At 54.5% G+C, this 20,605-nt stretch carries 17 protein-coding genes; 10 read left to right on the forward strand and 7 right to left on the reverse strand.

Annotated features, from left to right (window positions below; all coding sequences use genetic code 11):
* Positions 1-5: 5 nt before the first annotated feature.
* Positions 6-464, reverse strand: a complete 459-nt coding sequence (locus V0288_RS09025) for a hypothetical protein (RefSeq protein ID WP_332864751.1) — start codon at positions 462-464, stop codon at positions 6-8.
* Positions 465-476: 12 nt separating this feature from the next.
* Entirely contained in the window at positions 477-2,768 is a 2,292-nt protein-coding gene (locus V0288_RS09030) for a molybdopterin oxidoreductase family protein (protein ID WP_332864752.1), read from the reverse strand.
* 526 nt (positions 2,769-3,294) lie between these two features.
* Here V0288_RS09030 and V0288_RS09035 point away from each other — a divergent pair.
* Together V0288_RS09035 and V0288_RS09040 are read left to right on the forward strand one after the other, a co-directional pair.
* Positions 3,295-3,729, forward strand: coding sequence for a cupin domain-containing protein (locus V0288_RS09035; RefSeq protein ID WP_332864753.1), 435 nt, complete (start codon positions 3,295-3,297; stop codon positions 3,727-3,729).
* Between the two features lie 518 nt (positions 3,730-4,247).
* Positions 4,248-6,668, forward strand: coding sequence for a glycoside hydrolase family 15 protein (locus V0288_RS09040; protein WP_332864754.1), 2,421 nt, complete (start codon positions 4,248-4,250; stop codon positions 6,666-6,668).
* A 132-nt stretch (positions 6,669-6,800) separates the two neighbouring features.
* Here V0288_RS09040 and V0288_RS09045 read toward each other — a convergent pair whose 3' ends face one another.
* Positions 6,801-8,528 (reverse strand): SMP-30/gluconolactonase/LRE family protein, encoded by a 1,728-nt coding sequence (locus V0288_RS09045; protein WP_332864755.1) that lies wholly within the window; start codon positions 8,526-8,528, stop codon positions 6,801-6,803.
* Between the two features lie 229 nt (positions 8,529-8,757).
* The gene (locus V0288_RS09050) at positions 8,758-9,264 is read right to left on the reverse strand and encodes a DoxX family protein (RefSeq protein ID WP_332864756.1); all 507 of its coding nucleotides are present in this window, start codon (positions 9,262-9,264) and stop codon (positions 8,758-8,760) included.
* A 169-nt stretch (positions 9,265-9,433) separates the two neighbouring features.
* Between V0288_RS09050 and V0288_RS09055 the strand changes: the two genes are divergently transcribed.
* From V0288_RS09055 to V0288_RS09070, 4 genes are read left to right on the forward strand one after another with little or no spacing between them, the layout of a single operon-like run.
* Positions 9,434-10,246, forward strand: a complete 813-nt coding sequence (locus tag V0288_RS09055; protein ID WP_332864757.1) for an SDR family oxidoreductase — start codon at positions 9,434-9,436, stop codon at positions 10,244-10,246.
* Between the two features lie 2 nt (positions 10,247-10,248).
* A complete protein-coding gene (locus V0288_RS09060) occupies positions 10,249-11,826 on the forward strand; it encodes a GMC family oxidoreductase (protein WP_332864758.1) in 1,578 nt (525 codons plus the stop codon).
* On the forward strand, positions 11,823-12,338 hold the full coding sequence (locus tag V0288_RS09065) for a DUF1622 domain-containing protein (protein ID WP_332864759.1): 516 nt from the start codon (positions 11,823-11,825) through the stop codon (positions 12,336-12,338). The genes V0288_RS09060 and V0288_RS09065 overlap by 4 nt, the downstream gene beginning before the upstream one ends.
* Entirely contained in the window at positions 12,335-12,670 is a 336-nt protein-coding gene (locus V0288_RS09070) for a glycine zipper 2TM domain-containing protein (protein ID WP_332864760.1), read from the forward strand. Before V0288_RS09065 ends, V0288_RS09070 begins: the two co-directional genes overlap by 4 nt.
* On the opposite strand, the gene V0288_RS09075 is transcribed toward V0288_RS09070, so the two are convergent.
* The 3 genes from V0288_RS09075 to V0288_RS09085 all read right to left on the reverse strand — a co-directional run bounded on the left by V0288_RS09075 (position 12,622) and on the right by V0288_RS09085 (position 14,712).
* Entirely contained in the window at positions 12,622-13,173 is a 552-nt protein-coding gene (locus tag V0288_RS09075) for an HPP family protein (RefSeq protein WP_332864761.1), read from the reverse strand. The two genes, V0288_RS09070 and V0288_RS09075, sit on opposite strands and share 49 nt — an antisense overlap.
* A gap of 424 nt (positions 13,174-13,597) precedes the next feature.
* Positions 13,598-14,008: a hypothetical protein gene (locus V0288_RS09080; RefSeq protein ID WP_332864762.1), complete on the reverse strand. Its 411-nt coding sequence runs from the start codon at positions 14,006-14,008 to the stop codon at positions 13,598-13,600.
* Complete coding sequence (locus V0288_RS09085) at positions 13,984-14,712, reverse strand: DUF305 domain-containing protein (protein WP_332864763.1); 729 nt, start codon at positions 14,710-14,712, stop codon at positions 13,984-13,986. The genes V0288_RS09080 and V0288_RS09085 overlap by 25 nt, the downstream gene beginning before the upstream one ends.
* A gap of 325 nt (positions 14,713-15,037) precedes the next feature.
* On the opposite strand from V0288_RS09085, the gene V0288_RS09090 reads away from it, so the two are divergent.
* The 4 genes from V0288_RS09090 to V0288_RS09105 all read left to right on the forward strand — a co-directional run bounded on the left by V0288_RS09090 (position 15,038) and on the right by V0288_RS09105 (position 20,511).
* Positions 15,038-15,682, forward strand: a complete 645-nt coding sequence (locus V0288_RS09090) for a class I SAM-dependent methyltransferase (RefSeq protein WP_332864764.1) — start codon at positions 15,038-15,040, stop codon at positions 15,680-15,682.
* Positions 15,683-15,785: 103 nt separating this feature from the next.
* Entirely contained in the window at positions 15,786-17,090 is a 1,305-nt protein-coding gene (locus V0288_RS09095; RefSeq protein ID WP_332864765.1) for an Nramp family divalent metal transporter, read from the forward strand.
* A 498-nt stretch (positions 17,091-17,588) separates the two neighbouring features.
* On the forward strand, positions 17,589-19,847 hold the full coding sequence (locus V0288_RS09100; RefSeq protein WP_332864766.1) for a heavy metal translocating P-type ATPase: 2,259 nt from the start codon (positions 17,589-17,591) through the stop codon (positions 19,845-19,847).
* 109 nt (positions 19,848-19,956) lie between these two features.
* Positions 19,957-20,511: a cupredoxin domain-containing protein gene (locus V0288_RS09105; RefSeq protein ID WP_332864767.1), complete on the forward strand. Its 555-nt coding sequence runs from the start codon at positions 19,957-19,959 to the stop codon at positions 20,509-20,511.
* The last annotated feature ends 94 nt before the right edge of the window (positions 20,512-20,605 follow it).

The following is a 20,605-nucleotide window of genomic DNA, read 5'->3' on the forward strand; positions in this document are numbered from 1 at the left end:
GTCTTTCAATCGGCTACGACTAAAATCTGGGGGGCCGCCTGTTTGATCCGGGTGAGTAACCAGGCTTCCTGTCGGCTCGTCTGTCCGTCGAGTCGCTGACAGAGCGCTTCTAACCGACTATCCCGTAACGCCCTCGCCGCCTGTAGGATGACAGTCCAACACAGATGAACCTCGTTAGCGATCAGCCAGAGATCGTGTAGATCCCGCAGTAGTGCCAGACTACCCGATCGGGGTTCCTCGAATAGCGACTGACTCAACCTTTCCGGCTCGTCGCTCTTGTCTTCCGAATAGCGATCGATAAACGGTCGTAACGCCTCGACGTGTTCCCGCGACCACGAGGCTAACAGCATACAGGTTTGATAAACATCCGGCTCGTCCTTATGGTGTTCCCCGACCGCCACCAGAGCGTCGGCTAACTGTTTCTCGCTCTGGTGGATCAAGCCTAAATAGTTCCCGATGTGCATGATTTTTCCCCCTTACACCTTGCGGATACGAACGGCGGCGTATTTAAAATGCGGTTGCTTACTGATCGGGTCCCACTCGGTAATCGTCAGTTCGTTAGCCGCGCGGGGTCGTCCCGGATCGTCCCAATAGCCGTAGTGAAAGGGAATAAACACCACGCCCGGTTCGATATCCCCCACCCTCGCCTTTTCGATCGCCCGGCCGCGTCGGGAAACCACTTCTATCCAGTCGCCCTCGACAATACCGTATCCTGCCGCGTCGGCTTCGGAGATCTGTACGAACGCGTCGGGGGCCGCGTCGTGGAGTTCTTTCGATCGCCCGGTTTTGGTACGGGTATGGAAGTGATAGACCACGCGCCCGGTGGTTAACCAGAGCGGGTATTCCCCGTCCGGACACTCGTGGGGGGGGATATAATCCGCCGCTCGGAAAAAAGCTTTTCCCTTCGGATCGTCGGCCCGGTACTCTTCGGGAGTGATAGCCCCCCCGGTGTCGAGATCGTGGCCGTAGGTCTCGCAGTAGTCGTAACTGGTGTTGAAATGTCCGTCGGTGTAGAGATGGGGCGTGCCGTCGGGGAAGCGATCGTTACAGGGCCATTGAATTCCCCCGTTCCCGGTCAGTTTCTCGTAACTCAATCCCGTGTAATCGCAGGGACGGCCGCGGGTGCATTCTTTCCACGCCTCGAAAGCCTCTTCCGGGGTATTCCATTTAATCAAAGGCGCGCCGTCTTTATCGCGAAAATCCATCCGACGGGCGTAGTCGAGGAAAATATCGAGATCGGAACGGGCCTCGCCGGGGGGATCGATCGCCTTGTGGGAGATATGCACCGTTCGATCGACGTTGGTAAAACACCCGGTCTTTTCCCCCCAGATCGCCGCCGGTAACACCACGTCCGCCAGTTTCGCCGTCTCGGTCATGAACGCGTCCTGCACGATCACGAATAATTCCTCTTTCTTCAAGATCTCGCGAATTCTCGCCAGTTCCGGCATAGAAACCGCCGGATTCGTCGCGCTGATCCAGAGCAGTTTAATCGATCCCGTCTCGCAGTAACGGAAGATCTGCATCGCGTGGGTGGGGGGCGACCAGTGGGGGATAACATTCACGTCCACGTTCCACAGGCGCGCCAGTTCGGCGACGTGTTCCGGGTTGTCCCAATTGCGGAACGCGGGAAGATCGCCGTCCGCGCCGCACTCGCGGGTATTCTGCGCGGTGGGTTGACCGTTCATCTGGTAGATACCGCAACCCGGACGACCGATTAATCCCCGTAATAGGTGCAGGTTATTGATCTGACACGCGGCCGCGGTGGCCTGCATCGATTGGTACACCCCTTGAAGCGCCGTAGAAACCAGCGTGTCCGCGCTTCCCAGAATTTCCGCCGCGGCCCGCAGTTTATCCGCGGGAACGTTGGCGACCTCTTGCACCCGTTCGGGCGACCACCGGCTGACGGTTTTCTGTAAATCCTCGAATCCGATGGTATGGGCGCGGATATACGCGGGATCGATCCGTCCCGCCTCGATGATTAAATTCAGCAGGCCGTTCATGACCGGAACATTCGTGCCGACTTTTAACGCGAGATGCACATCGGCTTCTTTCGCCGTTTCCGTTTCCCGCGGGTCGATCACTACCAGTTTCGGCGGTTTCGGTCCCCGTCGTCGATCGAGAACCCGCGCCCATAAAACCGTCTGTTGGGAGGCGATGTTATGGCCGACATGAAGGATCGCGTCGGTGACATCGAGATCGGTATAGGAACCCGGTTGCCCGTCACTGCCGAAGGACTGTTTCAAGGCGGCCGCGGCGGTAGCGGTACAGAGACGGGTATTACCGTCCATGTGCGGGGTTCCGAGTCCGGCTTTACCGATCACCCCGAGAGTGTAATACTCCTCGATCGTCAACTGTCCGGTGGTGTAGAAACCGATCGCCCCGGCGGTATGACGGTCGCGGATCTCTCGCGAACGCCGGACGATCGCTTCCATCGCCTCGTCCCAACTCGTTTCTTCCAAGCGATCGCCCCGGCGGATCAGCGGTTTCGTCAGGCGATCGGGGCTATGATTGGCGACCCACCCGTGTAATCCTTTCGGCCCCAACCGTCCGTGATTGACGGGATCGATCGCCCGTCCGCGCACCCCGACGATCCGCCCGTCTTTCACCCCGATATCCAGTCCGCACCCGTTGGAACAGAGAACGCACGCGGATTGTACCCATCGATCGGGTTCCTCGGAGATACGTTCGTCCACCCGAACCGGCCAGTCATTGACGTAGGGGGTACGTTCTCCCCAGATATCGGCGATACTGTCACGAGTCTCGTACATCGTAGATCCCTCGCGTAAATTAAAGTTTCCCGTTTAGGCGGATTTAAGAAGTTCGCCCCGATCGGGAACGAAAGTTAGGAAGCCGTTAGAACGGACATCGGGCTACACCCTCTACCTTAAAGAAAAGACGAGAGCGAAAGCCTCCCACGTCGGAGATAGAACGATTTCCTACTTTCGGCGCCGGGCATTTTCACCGCGTAAAAAGATAGATTCCCTCTCCCGACCGAAGACGGACGCGATCGAACCCTCCACCGCGTAACAGTAAACAGTAGATACAGCCTTTTTACTAAACGATGAGGTACAGACTTTCGGGTTTTAGGCAAGAGGCAATAGTCAATAGGCAATAGGCAGGAGGCAGGAGGCAGGAGGCAGGAGGCAGGAGGCAGGAGGCAAGAGGCAGAAGGTAGGAAATTAATATTCCCCATCTCCCCATCTCCCCACTTTTCTCTACTGTTTAAACAGGATTTGGTATGACTCCTGACTCCCGAATCACACGACAATTTTTGAATTCCGCGCGAGAGATCTTATGAACGATACCGCGACTCCCACGATCGAATACTGGCACGTTTGGACGGATGAAAACGGAATTAGCCATCAAACCCGAAAACAGATCCGCGATTTCCAACTCGAAAGTATCTCGCCTCCCGCCTCTCCTCAATGGCTAGGACGGGTAAAACAGGAAGGAGGAACCGTGAGCTTTACCGTTCTACCGGTGGGCTGGAGGGGAGAATGGCACGAGAACCCGAAACCCCAGTGGATTATTCCCCTATCGGGACGCTGGTTCGTCGAAACGATGGACGGGCAAAGGGTGGAAATGGGGCCGGGCGAGATCTCTTTCGGCGCGGATCAGAATACGAGAGAAGACGATCGGGGACGGAAGGGGCATCTTTCGGGAACCGTGGGCGATCGACCGGCGGTTCTGGCGATCGTGCAGTTCGGGGAAATGCCGGCGATCGGGTAACGAAGGCAGGAGGCAGGAGGCAGGAGGCAGGAGGCAGGAGGCAGGAGGCAAAGGGGAAATATACCGCGGATTTTCGAGACGCTGTATTTTATAAAAACTCTCTTAAAATTTTTAAGAGAATGAAATTATCGTGAACTAGCCTTATCTCTATAGAGAGAAGAGCGCACTCTCTCGCGTGATAGACGTTGAAAATCCGCTTTAATTTTAAAATCTTAAGTAACGTCAGTTCGGGATAAGTCAGAATCGAGATCCTCTGATTCCGGTCATCGCGAAATCTTTTTACCTCGCGGTGAGGTTGATAATAGCCTTGTGCAGGAGGTCCGGGGGAGGCACCCCTCCCCTGGTGGGGGGTTCGGGGGGCTAGTCCCCCGAATAAGACTCGGCTTCTCACCGAAAAATCGTCAAATTGTTATCCCGAACTGACGTTAAGTAGACTAAGAAAGTCAAGATTTCGGTTGTTCTTCGCGCTGGAATGTCGAGAAAATTATCGCTTCATTCTTTTGATAATCGCTGAAAATATGGTTAGATTTTATAATCGATCGGCCGCGTTCGGCGCGCCGGGGATCGAGCCTCGATGGACACAGGCCAGTAAGGACGGGATCGGGACCGCCTACTATAGCGCGAGTCGGGTCTGGTTCACGATCTGGAACGGGGCGATCACGGAAGTGTATTATCCCACGGTCGATCGACCGCAGATCCGCGACCTGCAATACCTGATTAGCGACGGACAGAGTTTTTTTCACGAGGAAAAACGCCATCTCGATTCTAGAGTAGAACGGATGTGGCCCCACGGGTTAGGTTATCGGATTCACAACCGCGATCCCCTCGATCGATATACCGTGATTAAAGAAGTCATTAGTGACCCGCGTTTCTCCTGCGTACTCCAGCGCACCCGACTGACGGGAGATCCCTCGATCGTGTCGAAATTGCAACTATACGCCCTCTGCGCGCCGCATCTGAACGTGGGGGGATGGGGGAATCACGCGAGTGTTACCGAGGTGGCCGGACAGTTTATTCTGACGGCCCGTAAGGGAAAAACCTGGCTAGCCCTGGGCGCGACGATCCCCTTCGCGCGATTATCCTGCGGTTACGTGGGGAAAAGTGACGGCTGGACGGATCTCGCGGATAATTTCCGGATGGACTGGCAGTTCGATCGGGCCCCGAACGGTAATATCGCCCTGACCGGACAATTAGATCTAGAATCCGATCGCCTGTACCGTAGCGGGAATTCGATCGAGTTCACCCTGGGACTCGCGTTCGGCGATAGTGTCCATAACGCCATCTCGACTCTATTTCAATCTCTGGAACTATCTTTCGATCGACAGGAAGAAACCTATAAACAACAGTGGGACGGGATCTGCCAGTCGATCCTACCTCTCGACGAACAATCCGGCGACGGTGGCAATCTCTACCACAGTAGTTTCAGTTTACTCCTGGCCCACGAGGATAAATCTTACCCCGGAGCGATGATCGCCTCTCTCTCGATTCCCTGGGGCGAGGCGATGGGAGATCTCAATCAGGGGGGATACCATCTCGTCTGGACGCGGGATATGGTCAATAGCGCGACCGCCCTACTCGCCGCCGGTGATCGCCAAACCCCCACCCGCGCCCTCGTTTATCTCGCGACCAACCAAGGGGAGGACGGCGGCTTCGCGCAGAATTTCTGGATCGACGGCGATCCCTACTGGACGGGGATTCAATTGGATGAGGTGGCCTTCCCGATCCTGCTGGCGTGGAAATTACAGAAGTTGAACGCCCTCGTGAATTTTGACATCTACCCGATGGTTCTCCGCGCGGCGGGATTTTTAGTCCGACAGGGGCCGGTGACGCAACAGGAACGTTGGGAGGAAGCCGGTGGATTTTCTCCCTCTACCCTCGCGGCCTGTATCGCCGCTTTGATCTGCGCGTCCGCTTTCGCCCGCGCTCGAAAAGACGGGGAAACCGCCCGATTTCTGGAAGAGTACGCCGATTTTCTGGAAAGTCACCTAGAAACCTGGACGGTAACGAACGAGGGAACGCTGGTTCCGGGTATCCGACGGCATTATATCCGCATCAATCCCGCCAGTATTGACGATCCCCGTCCCGACGAGAATCCCGATCGAAAAACCCTGGCGATCGCCAACCATCCCCCGGATGAACGGAAGGAATTTCCCGCGAAAGAGATCGTGGACGCGGGTTTCCTGCAATTAGTGCGCTTCGGTATCCGGAAACCGGACGATCCGATCGTTCTCGACTCGATTAAAGTCATCGACGCGGTGATTAAAGTGGATACCTTCTCCGGCCCCTGCTGGCATCGCTACAATCACGACGGCTACGGACAAAGAGAGGACGGCGGCCCCTTTGTCGGTTGGGGAAAAGGACGGGCTTGGCCGCTACTGACGGGGGAACGGGGCCACTACGAACTCGCGGCCGGACACGATCCGAAACCCTATATCCAAGCGATGGAACGTTTCGCTTCCTCGACCGGTTTACTGCCGGAACAGGTATGGGACGAGGCCGATCGCCCCGAGATCCATATGTTTTCCGGACACGCGACCGGTTCCGCGATGCCGTTGATGTGGGCCCACGCGGAGTATATTAATCTCCTGCGATCGACGCGGGACGGTAAGGGGTTCGATTTCATTCCCGAGGTCGCCGATCGCTATCTGGGCGACCGCCACGACTGTAAATCCCTAGAGATCTGGAAGTTCAACCGGCAGATCGATCGGGTAAATCGGGGACAATTGTTCAGAATTCAAGCCCAAGCGCCCTTCCGTCTCCACTGGTCGCGCGATAACTGGCAAAACGTTCAGGATACCGACTCGATCGCGACCGTTCTCGATATCCACTACGTCGATCTTGCCGTAGCGGGTGACTGGCAAGGGGCGATCGATTTCACCTTTTTCTGGACGCATAGCCAGAAATGGGAGAATCGGGATTTTCGCGTGGCGATCGATTGAGGGGAAGGCAAGAGGCAAAAGGCTTTTAGCTATCAGCTTTCAAAGAGCGAGTTTTTTCGCCCTGGCTACTATCTAAAGAGAGATCTAGCTGACCGCTGACCGCTGACAGCTTTTTCCTATCTCCCCATCTCCCTACCGGAGATCGATCGAGTACAATGAACCACCCGCGGCGATAATCAGGCGATTTCCCGCGAAAGTTAGATTCGCCACGGTTTCCGGTACGGGGATCTTGCCGATACGGGTTCCGTCGGGTGCGTATATCTGTACGCTATCCTCGGAACTGATGAAGACGTTACCTCGTTTATCCACCCGTAAACCGTCCGGTTGACCTGGATCGATAACGGCGAAAACGCGGCCGTTTATCGCTTTTCGATCATCGATAACCTCGTAAACCCGAACGTGATGGAATCCGTCGGGAATATTATACGCGGAGGAATCGGAAACGTAGAGAAGATTTTCGTCGGGACTGAAGGCTAAACCGTTAGGACGGAGCATATCGGTGATTACCACGTCGATCTCGCTTGTTTTCGGGTCGAAACGGTAGACGTAACTGCCCGGTTGTTCCTGTATTCCACCGTATCCCTGATTCGGTTCGGTGATACCGTAGGGAGGATCGGTAAACCAGATCGTACCGTCACTTTTAACCACCAGATCGTTCGGACTATTCAATCGTTTGCCCTGAAAGCGATCGATCAACACTTTCCATTCCCCATCGTGTTCCCGACGAACGATCGCCCGTAAACCCCCGGAACAACCCACTAAACGACCCTCTAAGTCCCGATAATTCCCATTCTGATAATCGGAGGGATCGCGAAGTACGGTAACGCCATTTTCCCGACTCCAACGTAATAATCGATTCCCGTGGGCATCACTGTAAACGATGCTGTCATCCTCGGGAAAATACACTGGCCCCTCGGTATGAACTGCCCCACCGGTTAGTTTTTGCAAAGAAGCGTTCGATCGAATTAACGGGTGCATCCGATCGTCGTAGATCTCGATCGATCCGGTCATAGAATCCTCGGGAATTAATAATAAAGAATGTCCGGTCGGGTCTTGTATCGAATAATCTCGATCGATTTCATCGCTCGCGAATTCTACCCGCGTGGAGGTCATATCCGAATCCTGCCAATCGGAGGGAATCGGACGACCTCCCGCGGGTTCGAGATAATCTAGTAATTCGATTCCCATTCCCCCGCGCGGGGGACGTAATGCCGTGATCCGAACCCGCGCGATCGGTAAACCATCCATTCGGGCTTGCGTTTCCCCGTGATTTAAACTGCCCCCATCCACTCGCATCCCGAGAAAATCCCGATAGAATTCTAGACTTTCTTCGGTATCGGCAACGGTGATCGCGGTGTGATCGATGCCGAGAAATAATCGATCGCTTTTCTCGTGCCATTTCTTCTGTCCCTTATCCGAGGGAAACCAAATCAATTCGAGAGGATGGCGATCGAGATCGCGGAATTTAAACGCTTGAATCCCGGCCGCTTCCGGATTATCGATCGGGATCGTCTGCGGTTCCGTGGAGATAAATTCGATGGGAAAAGCGCGAAGATGGTGGTAAGCGCGTTCCATATCGCTCACCACGATCGCCAGATGTTGAAACCAGCGATCGTTACTCCGGGAATCCACGGGAACGGGTTTACCGGGAATATCGAGATATTGCTGTAAACGAACGCTCTCGTCTCCGAGTTTTAGGGTGATCGATCGAATTCGATTATTCTCGATTACCGTATCGGAAATTACCTCGAAACCGAGAGCTTGAACGTAAAAATTTTTCGAGAGATCGACGTTATTAACGACGAGATCGATCGCTTGAACTTGTTGAATTTGAATTTTCGATCGAAGTAATATATTCATGGTTTTTTATTGATGTTGATAATTCTCGATTAAATCCGTAGGGTGGGTTAGACGGCGATAACCTTTGAAATAGAACGTTATGGTATCAATCCGTCGTAACCACCATTTATTATTTTCTCAATAAAAATAATTTATTATGTATTGTGAAAAAATATTTGCCTAAAATTGTATATAAAATTTCCAACAAATACGCGATCGACTACCCTTTTTCTTTTGCCTTACAATAAATCTATCCCCCAAACAAAAGAGCGTCGAGAGAAAAAGCCCCCGGCCCGATCGCCGCGAGCGCGATCAAGATTAAACAATACATAAAAGCCTTTTCCCAACTCGGAGGTTCTCCCTTTCCCTTCGGCCCCTCGTACTGTCCCTCGGGAATTAAATAGGGATCGCGAGCGACAAAAGGCAACCCTTGAGAGATTTCTAAATAAGCGGCGAAAGCCATCGAAACGAAAATCGCTACGCTCGCTAGAGGGGTTAACAACCCGATCACCAAACAAACCCCTCCCGCTACCATCGATAGAGCCGAGAGAAAACAGAGGAACACGGGCATTTTTAAAGAACTCGCCCATTGTTGTAAATGGGTAATCTTCGGATAACCGTGGAGAAAGAATAATATCCCGGTTCCTACCCGTAATATTAATAGCGCGATCCCTTCCATCCCCGCGGGAAAACCGAGATAGAGAGGGTTTAGTAAATTAAACGGGAAGATAATAGCGATCGGGAGTGTATAGAGCATATTCGTTATCGAAATAAAAGTTTCGATCGAACGTTCTCGATCGGATTATAGAATACGGAAATTCCCGTGAAAGTCGCTCGCGTCGATCGACGGAAAATTCGTTAAGTCCTATGGTAGAAGTTCCCCGCCGTCCCGCGCTCTAGACTAAGGTAGAACTTTCCGAAAAACGATGAGTTATCCACCCTTTTTACTCCAAGGTCAAAAAGCCCTAGTAACGGGCGCGAGTTCCGGTATCGGTGAAGCCTCGGCTCGCTGTCTGGCAAGGGCGGGGGCATCTGTTGTCATTAATTATCATTCCGAGAAAGAAGAGGCTGAAAAGATCGTTCGAGATATTACTTCCGAAGGTGGAGAAGCGATCGCTATCGGCGCGAACGTGGCCAAAGAAGAGGAAGTTCGATCGATGTTCGATCGGATGTTTCGAGAGTTCGGCACGATCGATATTCTGGTCAATAACGCTGGTTTACAGAAAGATTCCCCCTTCGTCGAGATGACCCTCGACGCGTGGAATCTCGTTATCGGTATTAACCTAACCGGACAATTTCTCTGCGCGCGCGAGGCGGTTCGCGAGTTTCTCCGTCGCGGTGTCCGGCCGGCTATCTCTAGCGCGGCCGGCAAAATTATCTGTATGAGTTCGGTACATCAGACCATTCCCTGGGCCGGACACGTCAATTACGCGACCAGTAAAGGCGGGATCGATATGTTAATGAAAAGTATGGCCCAAGAACTCGCGCCGCGAAAAATCCGGGTCAACAGTATCGCCCCAGGAGCGATCGAAACCCACATTAACACGGCCGCCTGGAATACCCCCGACGCGCGGGATAAATTACTACAACTCATTCCCTCCGGTCGGGTGGGAGTCCCGGAAGACATCGGCAAAGCGGTCGTGTGGCTGGCTTCCGACGATTCCGATTACGTCAACGGCGCGACCCTATTCGTCGATGGCGGCATGACCCTATACCCCGGATTCGCGAAAGGTGGATAATTATGACCACGGCCGATCGTCACTACGATGTCATTATCATCGGTACGGGCGCGGGAGGGGGAACCCTGGCCCACGAACTCGCGACCACCGGAAAAAGGATTCTCGTCTTGGAACGCGGGGATTTTCTGCCTCGGGAAAAGGCGAATTGGAGCGCGTTGGAGGTTTATCAAAAAGAACGCTACCACACCGACGAACAATGGATCGGCAACGATGGCGAACCCTTCCGACCGCAGACGGGGTACAGGGTGGGGGGGAATACGAAAGTGTACGGCGCCGCGTTATTGCGAATGCGGGAGCGGGATTTCACGGAAGTTGTCCATAAAGGGGGGATTTCCCCGGCTTGGGAACTGAGCTATCAGGATTTTGAACCCTACTACACGCGCGCGGAAAAGCTCTACGATGTCCACGGCCAGAGGGGAAGCGACCCGACCGAACCGCCCGCGAGCGATCGCTATCCCTATCCTCCCGTCAGTCACGAACCCGATATGCAGGCGATCGCCGACGGGATTAGCAAACTGGGCTATTATCCCTTCCCGTTACCCTTGGGCCTGAAACTCAACGAGGGAAACCGTCTCAAAAGTCCCTGTATTCGTTGCGATACCTTCGACGGTTATCCCTGTTTGGTGGAAGCGAAAGCGGACTCGGACGTGAACGCGATCCGGCCGGCGCGCGATCGCCACGAGAACCTCACGTTATTAACCAGCGCGAAGGTATCGCGATTGATTACCGGTGAATCGGGCCGGGAAGTTACCGGGGTAGAAACGGAGATATACGGAGAAACCTATCTTTTTTCCGCCGATATTGTCGTCGTGGCCTGCGGCGCGATCAATTCCTCGGTTTTGCTTCTACGTTCCGCGAACGATCGACACCCGAACGGACTCGCCAATCGATCGGATCAGGTGGGACGTAATTTTATGAAACATCTAGCCGTCGCGTTGGTAGCCCTACATCTGGAACCCAATCGCGCCGGCTTTCAAAAAACGATCGCCGTCAACGATTTCTACTGGGGGGAACCGGATTTTCCCTACCCGATGGGCATGGTACAGAATACCGGAAATGTTCTGGCCGATATGCTCCCGGCGGAAGCGCCCCCGTTAATGGCCCCTCTCGTCAAATTGATCCCGCATTTCGAGCGGGAGTTAATCGCCGAACGATCGACCGGTTGGTGGTTACAGACGGAAGATCTCCCCGATCCCGATAACCGGGCGCGAGTAATTGACGGCAAGGTTCATCTGAATTACAAGCTCAATAATACCGAGGCGAGCGATCGCCTGATCCATCGCTGGACTTCGGTTCTCAAGACGATCGATCGGGGCGCGATGCACGTTATCCCTTTTAGCATCTATCCGCGGAATCAAATGCCCGTTCAAGCGGTCGCCCACCAGTGCGGAACCTGTCGTTTCGGTTCCGATCCGCGAACCTCGGTACTCGATGTCAACTGCCGCGCCCACGAGGTCGATAATCTCTACGTGGTGGACGGGAGTTTCTTTCCCTCCAATTCGGGGGTGAATCCCACGCTGACGATCATGGCCAACGCGATCCGCGTCGGGGATCATTTACGGGAGCGATTAAAAGCATGATAAAGAAAGAGTCTTGGATCGAGCTTTTATTGCCGTTATCCCTGATTTTCGGATTGGTGCTGTTGTTAAGTCTGAACGTCGGAACGAGCGGACAGGCGGCGAACGAACCCGGCCCGTTAGAAGATTGGTTGAAGTTGATCGTCGGCTATCTCGCGGCCGGCGCGGAGATCGCGGCGGCGATCGTCATCGGTGGGGCGGTCGTTCGGGGGATTTTCGCGTATTTACAGCAACTATTCTCCCGCGCGCGCCAGCACTTCGACGCGACCGAGGGAATCCGGCTTCAACTGGGTCGGGTTCTCGCGCTGGGATTGGAATTTACCGTCGCCAGCGATATTCTCCGCACCGCGGTCGCGCCCACCCGTCAGGATATTTTGAACTTGGGGGCGATCGTTCTCCTGCGAACGTTATTGAATTACTTTTTAGAACGGGAAATCCGCCAGGGAGAGCGAAATCGGGCGGCCGATCGGGAACCCGCGCCGGAATACCGCGACTCACTACGGAGCCCATCATGACACGCGAACCATCGTCCGGGGAAAATCAATCCGAAAACTCCGAGAACTCGATCGATCACCCTCTCTCCACGGGAATCGGGGCGGCCGGGGGAGGGGTCGCGGGTGGCGCGATCGGGAAAGCGATCGCTGGCAAAACGGGCGCGACATTGGGCGCGGTGGCCGGGGCGATCGCCGGGGGTCTCGCGGGTAACGCGCTCGCGGAAATCGCGGGAGAATTCGCCGAAGAAGCGGGGATATCCCTCGGTTTAGGCGCGGATACGAAAGCGATCGAACTACCCGCGCATTATTCCTGGGAAGAATTGCGATCGTTATCGCGACCGGGGGGGTTATAACGCGTTAGTAACCAGAGCGCGAGCCGTTCCAGCAGTACCAGAGTCGCGGTCACTCCCACGGCCAGACCGAACAACGCGAGATTACTTTCTTTTCCCGCGCGTAACGCGAAACTCAGGGAAGTAGAGACCGCGGGAGGGTGAACGACATCGAGCAGGATCATCAGGGCGATCGTGGCCACCATCGCGGTTCCTCCCGATAGATAGCCGGGGCCGAGGATCAGATAGGTGAGAAAGCCGATTCCCGCCGCCATGATCTGCGATAGGGTTAGGGTGCGAACCGAGTTCGTCCCGTGTTGCGGATCGAGATAGATGAGGAAGGCGCTGGAAGCGAGGGAAGCGAACAGTAATCTCTGTCGGCTGAGGGCTTCTACTAGGGCTAAAACGGTCAGAACGACGAGCGTGGGGGCTAGGGCTAGAGTGAACTCTCCTCGCAGGTTCAATCTACGTCGGAGCGATCGATTCGCCCCCTCGATCGGTTTCAAACTTTTCCGTTCCCGGTTCATAGTCTTTTTACGGCGAATTTCCCGCCTTGATTTTTAAAGGGACGTGGCGGGAAAGAAAGGAAAAAAGCACCTTCTCGAAGTGTTTAATTCGGATAAATCCCGCTCTTTTCAAAATACAACCCGCGAGCCAGCGACGACCTTACCCGTAAGGTAGACAACCGCGAAGACCGGCGCGGAAGGGATTTTAGAAACGAAGGCCGGCGCGACGGGAAATCCGTTCGATATAGCTAGAAAGTATCCGGGCGTACCGGCCGAGAGAGCGAGCTAGTCGTGTTTTAGATCTGTGGAATGGGATATAAGTAATAAACCGAAAACTCGAAAAGATTATTCAATAATTTTAGAGCAAGTTGTTTGTCCGAGTTACCAAACGTTTTTGATACACCAGTAAAGCGGACTCTAAACTGTCGAGATTAGTGAGAATAAACTATCCTTCCTCCGCCGTCCACCCTCGGTACTTTCTGTTCCCTTTTTCCACTAGATTTCTCGGGACGAACCCCTTCGTATTGGTGATTTTTACTCCTTGTAAATAGAGCGACATCCCCGGTTCTAGCTCTAAGTCTTTCAGCGTTAACCAGATGTCTTTTTCTCTTTCTACATACTCGTCTTTCTTCGATTTCAGGCATAGATACGTGTTTTTTAATCGCCGGACTCGGAAATCGAAATCACCGCCCCGCCAATCGATCGGGAAATCGAGCCGGTTCCCCACGGGGAAAGCCGATCTTTCGAGATTGCCAGAGCGCGGGAGAATCGATCGAGAAGTGCCGTCGCGGTAAGGGAAACAACACTTCCCCCTAACCGGACGCGAGAGAACTAGCGAAACCAAGTTTCCTGCCACGTCACCATTCGATCGATCTCCGCGGTCTGATTCGCGATAATCGCTTTGCCGAGATCTCTCAATTCGGCTCGCGGACTATTCAAAACCATCGCCGCCATCATGATAGCCATTTCGTGATGGTAGATCATTCCTTCCAGAAAAGCTCGATCGAAATCGGGCGCGTTTTCAAGAGCGTCGAGATCTAGGTTCATCATGCCCATTCCCCCCATCATCCACGTCATGTCGGTATCTAAGCCCGCGTTTCCCGACATCCCCTCGTGCATCGACATTCCCGTGTGAGAAACGGAGGGAACGTCGGTTCCGTACCATTTCTGATACCAAGCTCTCATCTCTTGAATCTCCCGGCTTTGATCTGTCTCGATCGCTCGGGCTAGTTCTTTGATTTCCGGGTGTTTGGCTTTCCGCGAGGCGAGTTTCGCCATATCGATCGCCCCCTGATGGTGCGGGATCATCATTTGAATAAAGTGTCGATCGATCTGTTGTTGATCTCCCATCATCTGCCCGCCTCCCATCATTCCCGTTCCTCCCGGAGAGAGAGCGGGAGAATTTCGCGGATAGCGCGCGTCATTTTTCCCGTTCGCGGACGCGTCTCGATCGATCGCGGCCCCGTTCGCCCCGACGCTCCGGGAAACCGATAGAAGACCGATCGGGGTGACGACCGCGAGTAAACCCACTAGACCGTACAGTAAAGCTCTATCTCTCATAAAATTACCTCCCCGATCGCCTGTCGCGCGATCGGTACCGAATCAAACGCTTCTACTATCTAGTCTGGACAAGAAATATCAAATCGGGATGAAATAATTTTTGTTGTTTACGAAACTTAAACTTTATCCTGATTTTATTTTTATTTGTTAGAATAAATAAAATGAGTTTTTCAAGCTTGCTATTTACAGAAAAATGATATTTCTTTATTTAACTGAAAGACAAAATTTTATTACAAGAATCGATCTTTAGAAAAAAGTATTAGATCGAAACCAAGAAAAAGACCAGAATAAATTTAGGGTTAACGGTACCCGTAATTATCTCGGTATGAATGAATCCCGAGTCCGCGAACAATATAATCAATTAGCAACTCGGTATGACCGACGCTGGCATCGTTATATTTCTAACACCCTATCGTTTCTCAAAATCTGGGCGCGGATCGCTCCAACCGATTCGGTTCTTGATGTTGCCTGTGGCACGGGGGAGTTCGAGCGGCTGATCTCGCGGGAAAACCCGGCACAGAATATGGTCGGGGTGGATATTTCCGAGGAAATGCTGAAGATCGCTCGGCAAAAGCTTCAGTCTTATGCCAACGTTCGCTTTCAATGCGCCTCCGCCTCTGCCTTACCGTTTCCCGACGCGAGTTTTGATACGGTCATCTCCGCTAACGCGTTTCACTATTTTGACGATCCTAATGTTGCCTTACGAGAGATGAAGCGGGTTCTAAAGCCGAATGGCAATCTCATTATCTTGGACTGGTGCAAAGATTTTTTAGCTTGCCGGATTTGTGATCGAGTGCTACAACGAGTCGATCCGGCCCATCAACAGTGCTATACGCGGGCGGAGTTGCATCGGTTTCTCTCTCGTGCCGGGTTTTGCCTTCCGCGCTCTTCTACAGTTCGGTTTGACTTCATTTGGGGATTAATGGTCGCGACCGCGCGACCTGACTCGGTTCCGGGTTCAAACGCGTGACCCGGAATCGCTCCCCGGAAGCATGAACTTTCGTAAGGGCTTTCTTATCGTGGTAACAAGGTGGTACGGTTAATTATGAAAGAATTATGAAAGGCTGTTCGCGATGGCACTCTCCGATCGTCCTCCCAGCTTGCCAGAGGTTCATCGCAGTATCTCGATCCCTGCCGCCAAAGGCTTTTGGCGTAAGTTGCTGGCCTTCGCGGGGCCGGGCTATCTGGTCTCCGTCGGGTATATAGACCCCGGCAACTGGGCGACCGACATCGCCGGCGGTTCACGTTTCGGCTATACCCTATTGAGCGTGATCCTGCTTTCCAACTTGATGGCGATTTTACTGCAATCCCTTTGTGTGCGATTGGGAGTGGCCACCGGAAAAGATTTGGCGCGGGCTTGCCGGGACTACTTCAGCCCTTGGATTAGCTTCATTCTGTGGGTGTTGTGCGAGATCGCCATTGCCGCCTGTGATCTGGCGGAGTTGCTCGGAAGCGCGATCGCCCTACAACTGCTGTTTGGAATTCCCCTGGTATGGGGGGTGTGCGTTACGGCGATCGATGTGCTGGCGTTACTATTCCTGCAAGGTAAAGGCTTCCGCTATGTAGAAGCGCTCGTGATCGCGCTGGTGGGAACGGTGGGCGTTTGCTTCGGCGCGGAAATTCTGTTTTCCCGACCCCATGTAGGCGGAATTTTGCAAGGATATCTCCCGAACCGTGAAATTATGCGGAACCCGGATATGCTTTACCTGGCGATCGGGATTTTGGGGGCGACCGTGATGCCGCATAACCTGTATCTGCATTCGGCGATCGTTCAGACTCGCGCCTGGCAACCCACACCGGAAAAGAAATGGGAAGCGATCCGGTTTGGCACGATCGATTCGACGGTCGCGTTGTCCTTCGCCCTGTTTATCAACTCCGCCATCCTGATCGTCGCGGCGGCCACCTTTCATTTCTCCGGTTATCACGAGGTCGCCGAAATTCAGGACGCTTATAAGCTACTGTCTCCTTTACTGGGCGCGAGTGCCGCCAGCACGATTTTCGGATTGGCGTTGCTGGCTTCGGGACAGAGTTCGACCCTGACCGCGACTTTAGCCGGACAGATCGTGATGGAAGGCTTCTTGCGGTTTCGGTTGCCGCCCTGGTCGCGTCGATTAGCGACTCGCTTACTGGCAATTATCCCCGCCCTGATCGCGATCGTGTTTTTCGGGGAACAAAGTACCGGGCGACTGCTCGTTTTCAGTCAGGTGGTTCTGAGTTTACAACTCTCGTTCGCGGTGATTCCCCTGGTGATGTTTACTAGCGATCGCCGCTTAATGGGCGAGTTTGTCAATCCGACGTGGTTGAAAGTTGTGGCTTGGGCGGTGGCTTCCATCATTGTCGCGCTAAACGCCCGGCTACTTTTACAAACCGTTTTTTAGGCGAAGATTCGATCGGGGTCTTCCTTTGGCGCCCCGGAGATAACTAACGTCAGTTCGGGATCGGAATTTGACGATTTTTCGGTGAGAAGCCGAGTCTTATTCGGGGGACTAGCCCCCCGAACCCCCCACCGGTGGAGGGGTGCCTCCCCCGGACCCCCTGCACAAGGCCACGCGCGACATCACTTCGAGTTGACAAGATTTCGGGATGACTCGAATGAGAGGATCTCGATTCTGACTTATCCCGAACTGACGTTAACTACTAAAAATGATCCGGGATGAATTCAAAATTTAAAATTTAGAGCGAGGACGAGACGATCGAGACGCTCCCCTACCGAACATCGAGCGATCGCCCGATCGGGAAAAATATGTCCCCGGCCCCTTGACTCTCCCGTGAACTGGAGAGATCACAATGACAGTAGGACGCTCGATCGAAGAGCGAGAGCGTTACCGGCAACGACCGATCCCGTTGCCTCCACCTTCGCATCTCGGAGATGGTATATGGAAAAGAGTAGTTTGAAACTGCGGGGGATGGGCTGTGCCTCCTGCGCTCGAACGATCGAGGACACGATCCGATCGCTACCCGGTGTCGAGACCTGTACTGTTAATTTCGGTGCCGAACAGGCCAGCGTTACCTACGATCCCCGCGTGACCGATATCGCGACGATTCAAAAAGCCGTGGACGGGGCGGGATACTCGGCGATTCCCCTGCAAGACGATGTACTCGCCCCGGAAGACGACAGCGAAAGGCGGGAACGACTCGCCGAAAATCGGCGGTTGACCCGTAAAGTGTGGACGAGCGGCACGATCGGGGCGATTTTAGTGATCGGCTCCCTGCCCGCGATGACGGGAGTGGCTATCCCTGTCATCCCCCCTTGGTTACATAACTCGTGGGTGCAGTTAGCGATCGCTACCCCCGCGTTGTTCTGGTGCGGTTCGTCTTTCTTTCTCAACGCCTGGAAAGCGTTCAAACGCCACACGGCGACAATGGACACGCTGGTAGCCCTCGGAACGGGTACGGCGTATCTTTATTCCCTATTTCCCACCTTTTTCCCGCGATGGTTTCTCGATCGGGGGCTCGCCCCCGACGTGTACTACGAGGCGGCATCGATGATCATCGCCCTGATCCTACTGGGAAGATTGTTGGAAAACCGCGCCAGAGGTCAAACTTCCGAGGCGATCCGTAAGCTGATGGGCTTGCAGGCGAAAACGGCGCGGGTTATCCGGGACGGGCGCGAGCTCGATATTCCCGTCGCCGAAGTGATTCTCGGCGATCTCGTGGTGGTGCGTCCGGGGGAAAAAATACCGGTTGATGGCGAGATCGTTTCGGGTTCCTCCACGATCGACGAGGCGATGGTGACGGGGGAAAGTATCCCCGTGAAAAAAAATCCGGGCGATGAGGTGATCGGCGCGACGCTCAATAAAACCGGTAGTTTCCAATTTCGAGCCACGCGGGTGGGAAAAGACACGTTCCTCGCGCAGATCGTCCGGTTAGTCCAACAGGCGCAGGGTTCTAAAGCGCCGATCCAACGGCTGGCCGATCGGGTGACGGGATGGTTCGTTCCGGCCGTGATCGCCATAGCGATCGCCACCTTCATCATCTGGTACAACGTCATGGGGAACGTGACGATGGCGTTGATCACCGCGGTGGGCGTACTGATTATCGCCTGTCCCTGCGCCCTCGGTCTGGCCACCCCGACCTCGATCATGGTCGGGACGGGCAAGGGAGCGGAAAACGGCATCTTGATTAAGGGCGCGGAAAGTTTGGAGATGGCGCACAGATTACAGGCGATCGTTCTCGATAAAACGGGTACGATCACCCGCGGCGAGCCGACCGTGACCGATTTCGTGACCGCGCGGGGAACGGCTAACGGGAACGAGTTAAGTCTACTGCGCTCGGTTGCATCGGTGGAACGGAATTCGGAACATCCCCTAGCGGAAGCCGTGGTACGCTACGCCGACTCACAAGGGGTAAACCTAGAGCCTGTTCGGGATTTCGAGGCGATCGCCGGGAGCGGGGTACAGGGTTACGTCGGCGATCGACTCGCGCGGATCGGTACGGGCCGCTGGATGAACGAGTTAGGAATCGATACCGGTGTCTTGGAGCGAGAGAGCGAGAGATTGGAATCTCTCGGAAAAACGGTCGTCTGGCTCGCGGTCGATGACGGGATCGAGGGGATTATGGCGATCGCCGACGCGGTAAAACCCTCGTCGGCCCGGGCGATCCGCGCCTTACAGAAAATGGGTCTGGAAGTGCTCATGTTGACGGGAGATAACCGACATACCGCCGGGGCCATCGCCCGCGAGGTGAATATCGATCGGGTTTTCGCGGAAGTTCGTCCCGATCGCAAAGCCGACACCATCGATACGATCCGCTCGGAAGGGAAAATCGTGGCGATGGTCGGGGACGGTATTAACGACGCGCCGGCTCTCGCGCGGGCGGACGTGGGCATGGCGATCGGCACGGGAACCGATGTCGCGATCGCGGCCAGCGATATCACCTTGATTTCCGGGGATTTACAGGGAATCGTCACCGCTATCCAACTGAGTCGGGCAACGATGCGGAATATCCGCCAAAATCTCTTTTTCGCTTTCATCTACAACGTGGCGGGAATCCCGATCGCCGCGGGGATTCTTTTTCCTTTCTTCGGTTGGCTACTCAGCCCGATCGTCGCGGGCGCGGCGATGGCGTTCAGTTCGGTGTCCGTCGTGACCAACGCCTTACGCCTGCGGAACTTCCGACCGAAAACCCTCGGCTAGTCGATAAGGAGGACGATCATGCTTCAAAAAATCATGTTTTTCGCGACATTGGCGGGTTTCGGATTTCTCGTCGGGGCTATATCGGGAGCGATTATGTAGGAGGTGAACGATGGTTAAGAAAATCGCGCTCGCGGGCGCTATCGCGGGTCTAGGATTGGTATTCGGGACGGTCGCGCCGGGGGCTGTCGCCGAGATGTCTGGCGATGGCGCGCATCCATCGGGAGAAGGATTTACCGGGGGATTTCAACGAGTCGAGCAACCGATCGCCAATAAAATCGCCGTAACGCTGGGAGGTTTAGGGTTGATCGGGTTAGAACTCGGCTGGTTCCTGTGGAGTAAACCGAAATCCCGTCGGGCGACCGCGCGGGAGGGAATTCAAGAAGTGACCGTGACCGTGGACGGGGGTTACGAACCGAGCCGGATCGAGGTAGAGGCGGGAAGACCGGTACGCTTGAACTTTAAACGCGAGGATGCCAGTAGTTGTCTGGAAGAAATACGCTTCCCCGACTTCAATATCGTTCGATCGCTCCCCCTGCATCGGGTGACGGCGATCGAGTTCCTACCGGAAGAACCGGGCAGGTACGAGTTCACCTGCGGGATGAATATGTACCGGGGAGCGATCGAGGCGCGACCGATCGGGACGACGACGGGTGATCGAACGTAGGGAAAAGGGTAAAGGGTAAAGGGTAAAGGGGAATGTATAAGCCTTTCCCCTCCCCCTTTACGAGCGCCCGTATCCCCGCTAGGACACTCGGAAA

Origin of the sequence: Pannus brasiliensis CCIBt3594 (genome assembly GCF_036688125.1) — a bacterium.
GTDB lineage: Bacteria > Cyanobacteriota > Cyanobacteriia > Cyanobacteriales > Microcystaceae > Pannus > Pannus brasiliensis.